Consider the following 18,141-nt stretch of genomic DNA (forward strand, 5'->3'; position numbering starts at 1 on the left):
AGGCGCGCCTTTCTGCGCGAAATAAGTCAGACAATAATGGGTGGTTTTTCCCAGGGATAGTTACATCCCTCTGGTGGACATAACCACAGGAATACGCGCACCTGCAAGGAGAAGAATATGAGTAACGCAAAAGTTGTTGATGTTATCATTCGAAAAACGGCAGAAAAAACGAAATTAACCGGTGAAGGGAATCTCTCGGTCTCTATTTCATCGCCGAGCGTGATTGAAATTCAGGGTTCTGCTCAGGACGTGGTGCGTTATGTCCGCCAGGGGAATGACCTCCTCATTTATATGAAAGATGGCAGCGTGATCCGCTGCAATAATTATTTTGTCGAAGACACGGAAACCCATAATCATTCCGAACTGGTATTTAACGATAACCAGGAGTTGACGCATATTTCATTTGCCGATGCCGGGGAAGCATCAGGCGTTGCCGCCACCGAATTAACCGCCCAGGCTGCACCCATTAGCAGCATTGAACCTTTTCTGGAGCAGGGAAGCGTCTTAAGCGATGCGCCGTGGGGCTGGATTGCCGGAGCGGCGTTGGGAGGCGGTGCGATTGGCGCACTGCTGGCTCACGGCGGTGACGGCGAAACCAAAACAAAAGTTATTGATAATACAAAAGAAGTCGAAAGCGCCACGCCAACATTTTTGCTGACGGATAACGCGGGTGACAAGCAGGGGGTGCTGAGTGCAAAAGAGGTCACGGATGATAACACCCCAACCTTCAGCGGTACCGGGCAGCCGGGCGCGACCATTCAGGTTAAAGACAGCAGCGGCAGCACCATCGCCAGCACCATGGTCGCAAAGGACGGCACCTGGACGGTAACACTTCCGACCCAGGCGGAGGGGGAACATACCTGGTCCGTCGTCCAGATCGACGGCAGTAAAACGACCTCTGCGGGCAGTATTACCGTAACCGTTTCTACAGCGGATACCAGCGTGACGCTCGCCACCACGGCGGGCGATAACGTGATCAACGCCAGCGAGCAGGCCGCTGGCTTTACGCTGTCCGGCACCAGCAAAAACCTGGCGCAGGGAACGGCGCTTACCGTCACGCTGAACGGTAAAACCTATTCCGCAGAAGTGGGGGCAAACGGCGCATGGAGCGTGAAGGTGCCTGCTGCTGACGCGCAGGCGCTGGGCGATGGTACCTGGACGGTCAACGTCAGCGGCAAAGACGCGGCGGGCAACACCGTGACCGGCAGCCAGACGATTGGCGTCGATACCGCTGCGCCAGCGATTTCTGTCGACACGATCGCCCAGGACAACATCATCAACGCGGCTGAACATAATCAGCCGCTGACGCTGACCGGAAAAACCGATGCGGAAGCGGGCCAGATTGTGACGGTCACGCTGAACGGCAAAAATCACACGGCGACCGTGGGCAGCGACGGCACCTGGTCCGTTACGCTTTCGGCCAGTGAAGTACAGGCGATGGCTAACGGCGAGCACACCCTGACGGCAAACGTCAGCGACAAAGCGGGTAACGGGGCCTCCACCACCGCCGATTTCACGGTCGATACCGCAGCGCCAGTGGTCACTATCAACACTGTCGCGGGCGACGACATTCTGAACACCAGCGAGCAGGGGCAGGCTCAGATTATTTCCGGCCTGGCGAACGGCGCGGCGGCGGGCGACGTTGTCACCGTGACCGTTGGCGGCAAGACCTTTACCGGTGTCGTCCAGGCGGACGGCAGCTGGAGCGTCGGCGTGCCAGCCTCTGTCATTGGCACGCTGGGTGAAGGTAGCCACAGCATTTCGGTCTCCGTGACCGATGCGGCGGGCAACACCGGCAGCGCGACGCACGGCATTACGCTCAGCGGCAACCCGCCGGAATTTACCCTTGACCCCATCAGCCAGGATAACGTCCTGAATGCGCTGGAGGCCATGCAGCCTCTGAGCCTTAGCGGGACCAGTAATCTGCCGAACGGCAGCGCTGTCACCGTGACATTGAACAACGTTAACTATCAGGCCACCGTTGAGAACGGTAGCTGGTCCGTTCAGGTGCCGGTTTCCGACGTGCTGGATCTGGCGAATACCCTTTACACCGTGAGCGTCAGCGGCACCGACAGCGTGGGTAACAGCGGCTCCGCCGAGGCGAATCTGCTGGTCGATACCGCGCTGCCGCAGGTGATCCTCAACACCTTTGCCGGGGATAACCTGGTCAATAACGCCGAAGCGGCGGTTGACCAAACCCTCAGCGGACGCGTCACCGGCGCGGCGGCGGGCGATACCGTCTCTGTCACCGTGGGCGGCAAGAGCTACACCGCGACGGTTGGCAGCGACCTGAAATGGAGCGTGACCATCCCATCGGCCGACCTTCAGGCGTTTGGCGACGGCGATTTAACCTTCAGCGCCTCTGTCACGAATGCGCACGGCAACACCGGCACCGGCGAACGTGATATCAACATCAACGCCGAACTGCCGGGCCTGCGCGTGAACACGATCTCTGGCGATGACGTGATTAACGCCATTGAACAGCAGCAGGATCTGGCCGTGACCGGCTCCAGCACTCATCTGGCCGAAGGCACACAGATCACCGTCACCATCAATAATGTTGAATACGTCACCACGGTTAACGCCAGCGGCAGCTGGCAGATTGGCGTGCCGTCGGCGGACCTTCAGGCATGGACGGCGGGAGGCATGACCGTCAGCGTCAGTGCGGAAGATGCCTGGGGCAACACCGTGGCGGCTGAACACCCGATCGAGCTTGACCTGAACGCGGTGGCCGTCACCATCGATACCGTAACCACTGACGATATGCTCAACGCGGCGGAAAAAGGCGCGGATGTCACCCTTTCCGGTCAGACGCAGGGCGTAGAGGCCGGGCAAACCGTGCTGGTGAAATTCGCGGATCAAACCTTTACCGCACAGGTGCAGCAGGACGGCTCCTGGCGCCTGACCGTTCCGGCGAGCGCGATGGAAACGCTGATCGACGGGCGGGCGCAGGTGAGCGTCAGCGTGACTAACGTCAACGGCAACAGCGCGGACGCCTCACGCGTGGTGACCGTCGATACGCAGCCGCCAGCCATTACGCTTGATAACCTGACCGACGACAACATCATTAATGCGGCAGAAGCGCAGCAGGATCTGGTGCTCAGCGGCAGCACAACCGCTGAAGCGGGCCAGACGGTCACCGTGACGCTGAACGGTAAATCTTACCAGACCACGGTCCAGGCGGACGGTCGCTGGCAGTTGAACGTGCCTGCCGCCGACGTTGGCGCGCTGACCGATGGCAATGTCACCGTCACGGCCACCGTCAGTGACGTGGCGGGCAACAGCAGCAGCGCGGACCGCGTTGGGCTGGTGGATGCCACCGAACCGCAGGTGACCATCAACGATTTCGTCACCGACACCAACACCGTTAACCAGCTGGCCCATTCACAGGCGCAGATCCTGAGCGGCTCCGTCACCGGCGCGGCGGCGGGTGATTTGGTCATCATCACCATCAATAACGTGGACTACACCACCGTGGTGGATGCGGCGGGCAACTGGAGCCTCGGCCTGCCTGCGTCCGTCGTTCAGGGGCTGACGGACGGCACCTGGACCATTAACGTCTCCGTGACCGATCGGTCCGGCAACACCGGCAGCAGTTCTGTGGATGTGGTGGTCAATACAGTCACGCCTGTAATCGGTATTAGTACGCTGGCGGCGGATGACGTGATCAATGCGGCAGAGAAGGGCGAAGATCTGCTGCTTTCCGGTACCAGCAACCAGCCGGAAGGAACCACCATCACCGTTAATCTGAACGGTATCAACTATGCAGCCACCACCGACGCCAGTGGCAACTGGAGCGTTACCGTACCCGCCTCTGCGGTGAGCGCGCTGGGTGAAGCCAATTACACCGTGACGGCGAGCGTCACCGATAATGTGGGCAACAGCGCCTCTGCCACGCACGATGTGCTGGTGGACAGCTCGCTGCCGGTTGTTACCCTCAACAACGTCGCGGGCGACAATATCGTTAACGCGGCGGAAGTGGCCGCAGGGCAAACCCTGACCGGGAAAGTATCGAACGCGGCATCGGGCGATACCGTCACCATTATCATCGGCGGGCAGACATACACGGCTACCGTACAGGACGATCTCACCTGGAGCCTGCCGTTAACCCAGAGTCAGTTAACCGCGCTCGGCAACGGCGACCTGACCGTATCGGCCAGCGTGACGAACGCGCACGGTAATACCGGATCGTCTTCCCTGGATGTCACCATTGACGCCCAGTTGCCCGGCCTGCGCATTGATACCGTCGCCGGTGACGACGTCATTAACGTTATTGAACACGCGCAGAACCTGGTTATCTCCGGTACCAGCACCGACCTGGCGGCGGGTAGCACCGTCACCGTGAGCATCAACGGCAAGAGTTATTCCGCCTCGGTACTGGCGGACGGCACCTGGCAGGCTGCGGTTCCGGCCGCAGACGTCTCCCGGTGGGCGGATGGAGCGCTCACCATCAGCGCCAGCGCGCAGGATACCTCCGGCAACCCGGTGAACATCGGTACCGTGGTGGATGTCGATCTCGCCCCGGTGGCGATAAGCATCAACAGCGTGACGGACGACAACGTGCTGAACGCGGCAGAAAAAGGCCAGGATCTAGTGCTGTCCGGCTCCTCCTCGAACGTTGAAGCGGGCCAGACCGTTACCATTATCTTTGCGGGTAAAACCTGGGCCACGATGGTCGATGCCAACGGCGACTGGACCTGCACCGTACCGGCTGCCGAACTGAGCGGCCTGAAGGATGGCGACGCCAGCGTACAGGTTAGCGTAACCAACATGAACGGCAACGCGGCCTCTTCCTCGCAGGCATTCAGCGTCGATACCGCCGCGCCAGCGGTCACCATCAACACCATCAGCGGCGACAACATGCTAAATGCGGCAGAGGCGGCGCAGGACCTGACCCTGAGCGGGACGTCTACTGCCGAAGCAGGCCAGACGGTCACCGTGACCTTCAACGGCAATCAGTACACCGCCCAGGTGCAGGCAAACGGCAGCTGGACGCTGGATGTACCGGCGGCGGATCTGGCGGGGATCGCAGACGGTAGCGCGGCGGTCACGGCGACCGTGTCCGATAAAGCGGGCAACCCGGCCAGCGCGGGGGCGTCCGTGCTGGTCGACACTACCGTGCCGCAGATTACCTTCAACATTGTGGCGGGCGACGACATTGTTAATATTGCCGAGCACGGCCAGGCGCTGATTGTCACCGGCAAGGTGACGGGCGCGCAGGCGGGCGATGTGATTACCCTGACCCTGAACGGCAAAGACTACACCGCCATGCTGGACGGTGCCGGTAACTGGAGCGTGGGCGTTCCGGCGGCGGACGTGGGCGCGCTGGCTAACGGCGATCAAACGATCTCCGCCACGCTCACCGATAAAGCGGGCAACAGCACCAGCGCGACGCACGCGTTTGACGTCTCCCTGACCGCGCCGGTGATTGCCATCACTACCCTGGCGGTTGACGACGTGATCAACGCGACCGAGAAAGGTCAGGATCTGCTGGTCTCCGGCACCAGCAACCAGCCGGACGGGACCCGCATCACCGTAACCCTGAACGGTATCAGTTACGCCGCCACCACCGATGCCAGCGGTAACTGGAGCGTCACCGTTCCGGCGGCAAACGTCTCGGCACTGGGCGAAGCGAGCTACAGCGTGACGGCCAGCGTGACCGATACCGCGGGTAATAGCGCGAACACCAGCCATAGCGTGCTGGTCGACAGCGCGCTGCCGCAGGTCACCATTAATGCAGTTGCCACCGACGACGTGATTAACGCAGCGGAAGTGGCTTCCGGACAAACCCTGAGCGGGAAAGTGAGCGGCGCGGCGAGCGGTGACACTGTCACGATCGGTATCGGGGGCAACACCTATACCGCGACGGTTCAGGACGATCTGAGCTGGTCGGTTAACGTGGCATCTGACGTCTTAACCGCTATCGGTAACGGCGATCTCACCGTAACAGCGAGCGTGACCAACGGCCACGGCAACACCGGCACCGGCGAGCGCGACATCACGATTGATGCCAGCCTGCCGGGCCTGCGCGTGGATACCGTGGCAGGCGACGATGTGATCAACAGCATCGAGCATACTCAAAACCTGATTATCACCGGCTCCAGCGACGGGCTGGCGAGCGGATCGGCGCTGACGGTCACCGTCAACGGCAAAACCTACGCGGCAACCGTGCTGGCGGACGGCACCTGGACGGCGGCTATTCCGGCGGCTGACGTCGGCGCGCTGAGCGCAGGTACAGTCACCGTGACCGTTGACGGCCAGAGCGCGGCGGGTAATCCGGTTTCCATCAGCCATGACGTGAAGGTGGATCTGGCGCCGGTCGCCATCAGCATCGACGCCGTAGCTACCGACGACGTGATTAACGCAGCCGAGAAGGGTGCGGATCTGGTGCTGTCCGGCTCGACCACCAACGTGGAAGAAAACCAGACCGTTACTATCATTTTCGGCGGTAAGACCTATAGCGCGACGGTGGATGCCAGCGGCCACTGGACGGCGACCGTACCGTCTGCCGATTTGGGCGGACTGAAAGACGGCGACACCAGCGTGCAGGTCAGCGTCACCAACGTAAACGGCAACAGCGCCTCTGCGGGCCGCGAGTACAGCGTGGATGCCACCGCGCCGACGGTGTCGATTGAAATCGTCAGCGACAACAACATCATCAATGCTGCCGAAGCGCAGCAGGATCTGGTCATCAACGGCGTCTCTGACGCGGAAGCGGGCCAGACAGTGACCGTGACCCTGAACGGCGAGAATTACACCACCACCGTGCAGGCGAATGGCAGCTGGAGCGTCACCGTACCGTCTGCGGATGTCGGCGCGATTTCCGACGGCGATTACACCATCACGGCAGCCGTCCTGGATAAAGCGGGTAACCCGGCCTCGACGGATCGCGATGTGCTGGTGGATACCACGGTGCCACAGCTGACCATTAACGCCGTTTCCGACGACGACGTGATCAACAGCGCCGAGCATGCGCAGGCGCTGATTGTCACCGGTTCCGTGACCGGTGCGGCGGCGGGTGACGTGGTGACCGTCACCATCAATAACAAAGATTACACGGCGACCCTGGACGCTTCCGGCAAGTGGAACGTGGGCGTGCCTGCGGCGGACGTGAGTGCTCTGACTGCCGGGGATCACACCATCACCGCGGCGCTGACCGATAAAGCCGGAAACAGCAACAGCACAACGCACGAGGTTGAAGTCAACCTCACCGCGCCGGTGCTGACCATTGACACCGTGTCCGGTGACGATGTGATCAACAACACCGAGAAAACCCAGGATCTGACGATCTCCGGTACGGCTTCCGGCCTGGCGACAGGCGCGGTGGTGACCGTGATACTGAACGGCAAAGCGTACAGCGCCACGGTAGCTACCAATGGCCAATGGACCACCACCGTTCCGGCGAGCGAGGTGGGGCAACTGGGTGAAGCGCTTTACACAGTGTCGGCCTCCGCAACGGATAGCGTCGGCAACAGCACCAGCACCTCGCACACCGTGAACGTGGAATCCGTTCTGCCTGGCGTAATCATCAACACCGTGGCGGGCGACGACGTGATCAACGCGGCGGAGCTGGCAACCGGCCAGACCATCAGCGGTAAGGTGGTGAATGCCGAAGCGGGTAACACCGTGACCGTGACCATTGGCGGCAACAGCTACACCGCAACGGTGCAGAGCGATCTCACCTGGTCCGTTAGCGTGCCGGAGTCTGTGCTGACCGCGCTGGGCAACGGCGATTTAACAGTGTCAGCCAGCGTCACCAACGGCGTGGGCAATAGCGGAACGGGCGAGCGCGAAATCGTGATAGACGCGAATCTGCCGGGCCTGCGCGTGGACACCGTGGCGGGCGATGACGTGATTAACAGCATCGAACACGGGCAGAATCTGATTATCACGGGTTCAAGCGACGGCCTGACGGCGGGTACGGCGCTGACCGTCACCGTAAACGGTAAAACCTATGCGGCTACCGTGCTGGCAGACGGCACCTGGAGTGCGGCGATCCCTTCTGCGGACGTGAGTGCCCTTGCCGCAGGCACGGTCACCGTGACCGTTGAAGGGCAGAGCAGCGCGGGCAATCCGGTGACTATCAACCATGATGTGACGGTGGATCTGGCAAACGTCGCCATCAGCATTGACGCCATCGCTTCCGATGACGTGATCAACGCCGCCGAGAAGGGCGCGGATCTGGTGCTCTCCGGCACCACTGCGAACGTGGAGGAAAATCAAACCGTCACCATCGCCTTCGGCGGCAAGAACTACACCGCCACGGTGGACGCTGAGGGTAAATGGACCGCCACTGTGCCATCTTCGGATCTGACCGGTCTGAAAGAGGGTGATGCCAGCGTGCAGGTAAGCGTCACCAACGTGAACGGCAACAGCGCCTCGGCGGGCCGCGAGTACAGCGTGGATGCTACCGCGCCGTCCGTGACCATCAACACGATTGCCACAGACGATATCCTGAACGCCACGGAAGCGCAGTCTGACCTGGCAATCTCCGGCACCAGCACCGCCGAAGCGGGCCAGACGCTGACCGTATCGCTGAACGGCAAAGATTACACCACAACCGTCAGCGCGAACGGCAGCTGGACGCTGAACGTTCCGGCGGCGGATCTGGCAGGATTAACCGACGGCAGCGTGACGGTCACTGCCTCAGTCAGCGACAAGGCGGGTAACCCGGCGTCGGTGGACCACAACCTGACGGTGGACGTCACCGTTCCGACTGTGACCATCCACACCGTGGCAGGTGACGATGTGATTAACGTGGCTGAACACAAGCAGGCACAGATCGTCAGCGGCTCCGCCACCGGCGCGGCAGCGGGCGATAAGGTCACCGTCACGATCGGCGGCCAGACTTACACCACCGTGCTGGACGCGGCGGGTAACTGGAGCGTGGGCGTTCCGGCAAATGTGATTTCAGGCCTCAGCGACGGCACCGTGACCGTCACTGCGTCTGTCACCGACGCGGCGGGCAACACTGGCAGCGGCACGCATAATGTGACCGTCGATACCGGTCTGCCGTCGGTCAGCTTTAACGCCATCAGCGATGACAACGTCCTGAACGCGGTAGAAAAAGGCCAGGACCTGAGCGTCAGCGGCACCAGCGCCAACCTGGCGGAAGGCACCGTGGTGACCGTAATTCTGAACGGTAAAAACTACACGGCGACAACTGCTGCAGACGGTACCTGGAGCCTGACCGTTCCGGCGGCGGATCTGGCCGGTCTCGGTCAGGCCAGTTACACCCTGAACGCGACCGCCACCAACGGCGTGGGCAACAGCGTGAGCAACACCGCGAACCTGCTGGTGGACACCGCGCTGCCAACCGTCACCATCAACACCGTGGCGGGCGACAACGTGATTAACGCGGCGGAAGTGGCGGCAGGTCAGACCCTGAGCGGCACCGTGGCGAATGCCGAAGCGGGCAACACCGTGACGGTGACTATCGGCGGCCACAGCTACACCGCAACGGTGCAGAACAATCTGTCCTGGTCCGTCAACGTGCCGTCTGACGTGCTGACAGCACTCGGCAACGGCAGCCTGAGCGTGACGGCAACCGTCACCAACGGCCACGGCAACACCGGGACCGGCGAGCGCGAGATCGCTATCGACGCTAACCTGCCGGGCCTGCGCGTGAATACCGTGGCGGGTGATGACGTGATCAACACCATTGAGCACGCGCAGAACCTGATTGTTTCAGGCTCCAGCGACGGGCTGGCGCCGGGCACGGCGCTGACGGTTACCGTCAACGGTAAAGATTACGCGGCAACGGTACTGGCAGACGGCACCTGGCGCGCGGCGATCCCGTCCACCGACGTGAGCGCGTGGCCGGAAGGCACCGTGAAAATCAGCGTTACCGGCGACAGCGCGGCGGGTAATCCGATCACCATCAGCCACGACGTGACCGTGGATCTGGCTACCGTTGCCATCAGCATCAATGCGCTTGCCACCGACGACGTGATTAACGCGGCGGAGAAGGGCGCGGATCTGGTGCTGTCCGGTGCGACCACCAACGTGGAAGCCGGGCAGACCGTGACCATCAGTCTGAACGGCAGGATCTACACCGCCACCGTGGACGACAGCGGCAACTGGACTTACACCGTGCCGTCAGCGGATCTGGCTGGCCTGAAGGATGGCGACGCCAGCGTGCAGGTGAGCGTCACCAACGTGAACGGCAACAGCGCGTCTGCGGGCCACGAGTACAGCGTGGATGCTACCGCGCCGTCCGTGACCATCAACACGATTGCCACAGACGGTATCCTCAACGCCACGGAAGCGCAGTCAGACCTGGCAATCTCCGGCACCAGCACCGCCGAAGCGGGCCAGACGCTGACCGTGTCGCTGAACGGCAAAGATTTCACCACAACCGTCAGCGCAGACGGCAGCTGGACGCTGAACGTTCCGGCGGCGGATCTGGCAGGATTAACCGACGGCAGCGTGACGGTCACTGCCTCAGTCAGCGACAAGGCGGGTAACCCGGCATCGGTTGATCACACTCTGACGGTGGATGTGACCGTTCCTGGGGTGACCATCCACACCGTTGCAGGTGACGATGTGATTAACGCGGCTGAACACAATCAGGCGCAGATCGTCAGCGGCTCCGCCACCGGCGCGGCGGCGGGCGATAAGGTCACCGTCACGATCGGCGGCCAGACTTACACCACCGTGCTGGACGCGGCGGGTAACTGGAGCGTGGGCGTCCCGGCCAGCGTGATTTCAGGCCTCAGCGACGGCACCGTGACCGTCACAGCGTCTGTCACCGACGCGGCGGGCAACACCGGCAGCGGTACGCATAATGTGACCGTCGATACCGGTCTGCCGTCGGTCAGCTTTAACGCCATCAGCGATGACAACGTACTGAACGCGGTAGAAAAAGGGCAGGACCTGGGCGTCAGCGGCACCAGCGCCAACCTGGCGGAAGGCACCGTGGTGACTGTAATTCTGAACGGTAAAAACTACACGGCGACAACTGCGGCAGACGGCACCTGGAGCCTGACCGTTCCGGCGGCGGATCTGGCGAGCCTGGGCGAAGCCAACTACACCCTGAGCGCGACCGCCACCAACGGCGTGGGCAACAGCGTGAGCAATACCGCGAACCTGCTTGTCGACACCGCGCTGCCAACCGTCACCATCAACACAGTGGCGGGCGACAACGTGATTAACGCGGCGGAAGTGGCTGCGGGGCAGACCCTCAGCGGCAGGGTAACGAACGCTGAGGCGGGCAACACCGTGACGGTGACCATCGGCGGCAACAGCTACGCCGCGACGGTGCAGAGCGATCTGACCTGGTCCGTGAACGTGCCTGAGTCGGTTCTGACGGCGCTGGGCAACGGCGATTTAATGGTGTCAGCGACCGTCACTAATGACCATGGCAATACGGGAACGGGCGAGCGCGATATCACTATCGACGCCAGCCTGCCGGGGCTGCGCGTGGATACCGTGGCGGGCGATGACGTGATCAACAGCATTGAGCATGGTCAGAATCTTATCGTCACTGGCTCAAGCGATGGGCTGGCGGCGGGCACTACGCTCACCGTGACCCTGAATGGCAAGACCTATGCCGCGTCGGTACTGGCAGACGGCTCCTGGACCGCGGCGATCCCGGCGGCAGACGTGGGCGCTCTGGCCGCAGGCACGATGACCGTCACCGTAGCGGGCCAGAGCGCGGCGGGCAATCCGGTCTCCATCAGCCACGACGTCACCATCGATCTGGCAGCCGTGGCGATCAGCATCGATGCCATCGCCACCGACGACGTGATTAATGCGGCGGAGAAAGGCGCGGATCTGGTGCTTTCCGGCAGCACATCCAATGTGGAAGAGAACCAGACCGTGACCATCACCTTTGGCGGCAAGTCTTACACCGCCAAAGTCGATGCCGACGGCAACTGGACGGCGAACGTGCCTTCCTCGGATCTTGCGGGTCTGAAAGACGGCGACGCCAGCGTGCAGGTGAGCATCACCAACGCGCACGGCAACAGCGCCTCTGCGGGCCGCGAATACAGTGTAGATGCCACCGCGCCAACCGTGACGATTGACACGGTCGCAGGCGACAACGTGATCAACGGCAGCGAAGCGGCTGCGGGCGTGGCCATTTCCGGCACCACCACGGCGGAAGTCGGTCAGACGGTAACCGTAACCTTCGGCGGGAACAGCTACACCGCGCAGGTTCAGCAGGGCGGCGTCTGGAGCGTTAACGTGCCGGGCACAGACCTGTCCGCCCTGGCGGATAACGGCTATACCGTGCAGGTGAGCGTGAGTGACGCCGCGGGTAACCCGGGCAGCGCGGGCAAAGCGATTACGCTTGATACCACGCCGCCGACCGTCAGCTTTAACGTCGTGGCGGGTGATGACGTCATCAACAGCGTGGAGCACGGGCAGGCGCAGATCGTCAGCGGCACCGCAACCGGCGCCAGCGTCGGCGATAAGCTGATTATCACCATCGGTTCGAATCAGTACACCACCACCGTTGACGCCAGCGGTTACTGGAGCGTGGGCGTTCCGGCCAGCGTGATTTCCGCACTGACCGACGGCACCGTAACCCTCAGCGCGACTATCACCGACAGCGCAGGCAACAGCAGCACTCAGACCCATGACGTGGTGGTAAATACCGCATCGGTCGCGCTGACCGTCAACACCCTCAGTGGTGATGACGTGATCAATGCGGCAGAAGCGGGCGCGTCGCTGGTTATCAACGGTTCCAGTGCGCAGTTCGCCAGCGGTACGCAGGTCACTATCACCCTGAATGGTAAGAGCTATACGGCCACCATTCAGAGCGACGGCGCCTGGCAGACCACCGTTCCAGCCGCCGACGTGGGCGCTCTGGCCGACGGCGCGAGCTACCAGGTTTCTGCTTCGGCGCAGGACAGCGCCGGGAACAGCGCCTCGGCGACGCATACCATCAGCGTGGACACCACCGCGCCGGTGATTAGCGTGAACACGTTGTCGGGCAACGACGTGCTGAATGCGGCGGAAGCTCAGCAGCCGCTCACCGTACACGGCTCTTCCAGCGCGGAAGCAGGCCAGACGGTGACCGTCACGCTGGGCGGAAAAACCTACACTGCGCTTGTCGGCAGCGATGGCACCTGGACGCTGGACGTTCCGGCGGCAGACCTGGCCGCACTGAGCCAGGGTGCGCTGACGGTGACCGCCGTGGTCAACGATAAAGCCGGTAACAGCGGCCAGACGACCCATACCTTAACGGTCGATACCGTCGCACCAGCCGTCACCATCAGCACCGTGGCCGATGACGATATCGTCAACAACGCCGAGCAGCTGGCGGGGCAGACTATTAGCGGGACCACCACCGCGGAGCAGGGCCAGACGGTGACCGTCTCCTTCAACGGGCACAGCTATCAGGCGACCGTTGGAGCAGACGGTTCGTGGTCGGTCTTCGTGCCGGGCCGCGACTTCCTCGGCCTGAGCGATGGGGATTACACCATTACGGCTACGGTGAGCGATAAGGCGGGTAACCCGGGCAGCGCAACACACGACGTGACGCTGAACGGCGACGTGCCGACCATCGTCATTAACACCTTTGCCCAGGACGATATCGTCAACGCCGCCGAGCACGGCACGCCGCTAATTGTCAGCGGCACCACCGACGCGCCTGCGGGCCAGACGGTGACCATTACGCTTAACGGTAAAACCTACACGGCTACCGTTCAAAATGACGGCACCTGGAGCTATACGGTCGGCAGCGCAGACGTGACCGCGCTGGCGGACGGCGGTTCGTACGTGATCAATGCGCAGGTGAGCAACGCCATCGGCAACAGCGCCAGCGATAACCACAGCGTCACCGTGGATCTCACCGCACCGTCAATGGGGATCAGCATTGATTCCCTGCAAAACGATACCGGCCTGAGCGCGAGTGACTTCATCACCAACGATAAGCAGGTGGTGGTGAACGGTTCGCTATCGGCGCAGCTCGGCAATAACGAGAAGGCGCAGATCAGCCTGGACGGTGGTTCAACCTGGATTGACCTGACCGTGACCGGCACCACCTGGCGCTACACCGATGGGCGTACCCTGACGGACGGGACGTACCCGTACCAGGTGCGCGTCATTGATAATGCGGGGAACGTTGGGGCAACGGACAGCCAGGACGTGGTAATCGATCTGACGAAGCCTGCGGCGACGAGCATTACCGTGGATTCCGTCTCGCAGGATACCGGCCTGTCCGACAGCGACTTCATTACCAGCGACAACCAGATTAGCCTGAAAGGGACGCTCGGCGCGGCCCTGGGCAGCGGCGACCACGCGCAGATCAGCCTGGACGGTGGCGCGACCTGGACTGACGTGAGCGTCAGCGGACTGAGCTGGACCTACGTTGATGGCCGCACGCTGGCCGACGGAGACTACAACTACCAGCTGCGGGTGATTGACGACGCGGGGAATATCAGCGCCACCACCAGACAGGTGGTGACCATTGATACCGTCGCGCCGGACGCCAGCGAAACGATCGCTATCGACAGCATCAGCGACGATACCGGCCTGAGCAGCAGCGACTTTATCACCAATGATACCTCCCTGACGCTGCACGGCTCGCTCGGCGCAACGCTGGCCGACGGCGAATATGCCCAGATTAGCATCGACGGCGGAGTCAGCTGGCAGAACGTGATCGTCACCGGCAACAGCTGGTACTACGTGGACGGCCGCACGCTGGGTAACCAGACCTATGACTACTACGTTCGCGTAGTGGATGCGGCGGGCAACGTGGGTGCCAGCGCTCATCAGCAGGTGACGGTCGATACGGTCGCGCCGGATGCGGCGATTACGGTGACCGTGGATAACATCACCGTCGATACCGGCTTCGACAATAACGACTTCCTGACCAGTTCGACCTCGTACACGCTCAACGGGACGCTCGGGGCCGAACTCGGGGCGGGTGAGTATGTGCAGGTGAGCATGGATGGCGGCACTACCTGGGTTTACGCCACGGTAAGCGGCACCCGGTGGAGTTATAACGACGCGCGCACCCTGGCCGACGGCGACTACCGCTATCAGGTGCGGGTTGTCGATCAGGCGGGCAACGTCGGGGCCACCACCTCGCAGGACGTGACGGTGGATACCCAGGCGCCGCAGTACGGCATCACCATTGACAGCATCAGCGAAGATACCGGGCAGTCCGGGAGTGATTTCAACACCATGGACACCTCGCTGACGATCAACGGCTCGTTGGGCAGCGCGCTGGCCAGCGACGAGCGCGTACAGATCAGCCTCGACGGCGGCAATACCTGGATTGACACTGCCGTCACTAACCAGCGCTGGAGCTATACGGATACCCGCGATCTGGCGGACGGGGATTACACCTGGCAGGTGCGGATCATCGACCAGGCGGGCAACGTCGGCTCAACCTCGTCGCAGGTGGTAACGGTTGATACCACGCCGCCTGAAACGGTGGGAACGGTGGTCAGCTATACCGACGGGGAAGGTGAACGTACGGGCACGTACGGCGCATCAGTCGCGACAGACGATACCTCACCGCTGATCAACGGTACGCTTAACCGTGCTCCGGAAGACGGCGAAATCGTGCAGCTTTACCGGGACGGGATCTTGCTGGGTCAGGTCACAATGAACGGCAGCGCAAGCTGGTCCTATCAGGACAACGGCCTGCTCGACGGGAATCACACTTACATTCTGCGCGTCACCGACAAAGCCGGTAACTACACGGAATCGGATGGCTTTGTGCTGAACGTCGATACCAGCATCCCGACCACCACGGCGGCGATTACTGCCCAGACCACCTCGGATACCACGCCGATTGTCAGCGGTACGGTCTCCGCAGACCTGGTAAACGGTGAATATCTGGTGGTGACGGTGAACGGGAAAACCTACACCTCCCAGACCGGCGGCGCGGTGGTAGTCGACCCGGATCACAATACCTGGTATCTGCAGATCCCGGACAGCGATGCCCTGAGCGTGGCGAACTACGACGTAACCGCGCAGGTGAAGAGTAGCGCGGGCAACGGTAACACCACTGGTACGGCAACCGGCAGCCTGGTGATCGATACCACCTCGGTGAATACCGACTGGGCGACCACGACGGGTAACTCGAACAACTCGACCATGACGGTGGGCACCAATAGCAGCGGGCTGTGGAATATCATTGCTAACGGCCAGTCTTACACCAGCAGCGATAGCTCGACCTATGCCGGCAATACGCTGAGCAACACCCGTGGCTATTACGTGGTGAGTCAGACCGCCGCCGACTTTGACCGTAACGGCACCCAGGATATTTTCGCAACTGAGAACACCTACGCGGGTTCTACGCAGGTGATGTGGACCTACGATGGCAGCAGTTACACCGCCAGCCAGCTGGCAATGGGGACCACTATCTGGTACGGCGGCGTAATTGCCTACGATAAAACCGGGGATGGCTATCTGGATCTGGCCTACGGAGATGCCGGTATGGACTCCCTGACCTACCTGGTTAATACCAACGGCGTTCTGTCGCCGGACGGCACCGGCGGGGAAGGTGGATTCTACGGCCAGTTCGATTCCGGACGTGAAATCTCCGGCGTCGACCTGAACAACGACGGCACCGTGGACATCGTGCAGCACACCAACCGCAGCGGGGCGTACTCGCTCACCGTGATAAACAACAACGGGAACGGTACGCTCTCCATTGGCCAGAACCTGACCAACGTGTTTGTGGCCAACGCCTCGAATACCACCACGGCGGCGTCCATGACGTGGGCGGACTTTAACGGCGATGGCTACATGGACCTGTACCTGGGCAGCAGCTACAACAACAACGGCGGGGTGATTTACTACAACGACGGTACCGGGCAGCTATCCACCACCAGGAGCGCGGTGGAAGCCTCTAACGCCACGGCGGGCTATTTGTCGGTGGCGGTGGACTGGAACGGCGATGGGCAGATGGACATCATCAAGCTCAGCACCTACGGCGGCTCGCAGACGGCAACCTTGTTCACCAACAACGGCTACGGCTCAACCTGGACTTCAAGCCAGCTTGCGTCAGGGCTTGCTAACGTCACCGGCGTCGCCGCGGTGGACTACAACTGGGATGGTGCGCAGGATCTGCTGGTGTCTCAGCAGAATGGCAAGGTGGTGCTGGTGCAAAACAGCAAAACCATTGCTGACGGTACCGCGATGCATCTGCACATTGTCGATAGCGAAGGCATCAACGCCTACTATGGCAACACGGTCAATCTGTATAACGCTGCGGGCGTGCTGGTGGCCTCGCAGATCATCAACGCCCAGTCCGGCATTGGCTCGAATGATACCTCTGCGCAGGTAAGTTTCTACGGGCTGGATCCGAACGAAACCTACTCGGCGGAGATCGTGAAGATCACCAACGGCGTGTCGGATAACGTCACCTGGACCGGCCTGGACGCGAGCAACGGCAAAGAGGGTTATGTTCTCACCGCCGAAGCGGCCACCGGCGGCCACAGCGGAACCATTACCGGAACCGGGTATAACGACACCTTTATCGCAGAGGATGGGACCTATACCTATAACGGCTCCGGCGGCTGGAATACCCATTCCGACTACGACACCTGGAGCAATACCGGCGGCATGGACGTGGTGGATTACCGCAATGCCACCTCTGGGATAACTGTTGATTTGCGCCTCTCAACGGCGCAGGACACCGGGTTCGGTACTACACGGTTGTTGAATATTGAAGGGATTAACGGCTCCGACCATGACGACGTGATCACCGGCAACAGCGGTGATAACCAGTTCGAAGGCCGCGGCGGTAACGACACCTTCAACATCGGCAGCGGCGGTCAGGACACGCTGCTCTATAAGCTGATCAACGCGTCTGACGCGACGGGCGGCAACGGTAGCGATGTGGTGAACGGCTTTACCGTCGGTACCTGGGAAGGGACGGCAGACACGGACCGCATCGATCTGCGCGACCTGCTTTCCGACAGCGGCTATACCGGCACCGGCTCGGCGAGCTACGTGAACGGCGTGGCGACGCTGGACAGTAGCGCGGGCAACATTGCTGACTACATCCGCGTGGTGCAGAACGGCAGCAACACCGAGATCCAGGTTGACCTCGACGGGACGGGCGGCCAGTTCTCGCCAACCACCCTGGTGACGCTGAACGGCGTGCAGACGGATCTGGCGACGCTGCTGGCAAATCATCAACTGTTAATTGCGTAAAACAACGCCGCGGGGAGC

The 18,141-nt window shown here is 61.7% G+C and carries 1 protein-coding gene; it reads left to right on the forward strand.

What is annotated here, in order from left to right:
- Nucleotides 1–117 precede the first annotated feature (117 nt).
- Nucleotides 118–18,123, forward strand: a complete 18,006-nt coding sequence (locus ACQG11_RS20580) for an Ig-like domain-containing protein (RefSeq protein WP_426728730.1) — start codon at nt 118–120, stop codon at nt 18,121–18,123.
- Nucleotides 18,124–18,141: the final 18 nt, after the last annotated feature.

Source organism: Enterobacter cloacae complex sp. 372C4 (genome assembly GCF_050030615.1).
GTDB lineage: Bacteria > Pseudomonadota > Gammaproteobacteria > Enterobacterales > Enterobacteriaceae > Enterobacter > Enterobacter intestinihominis.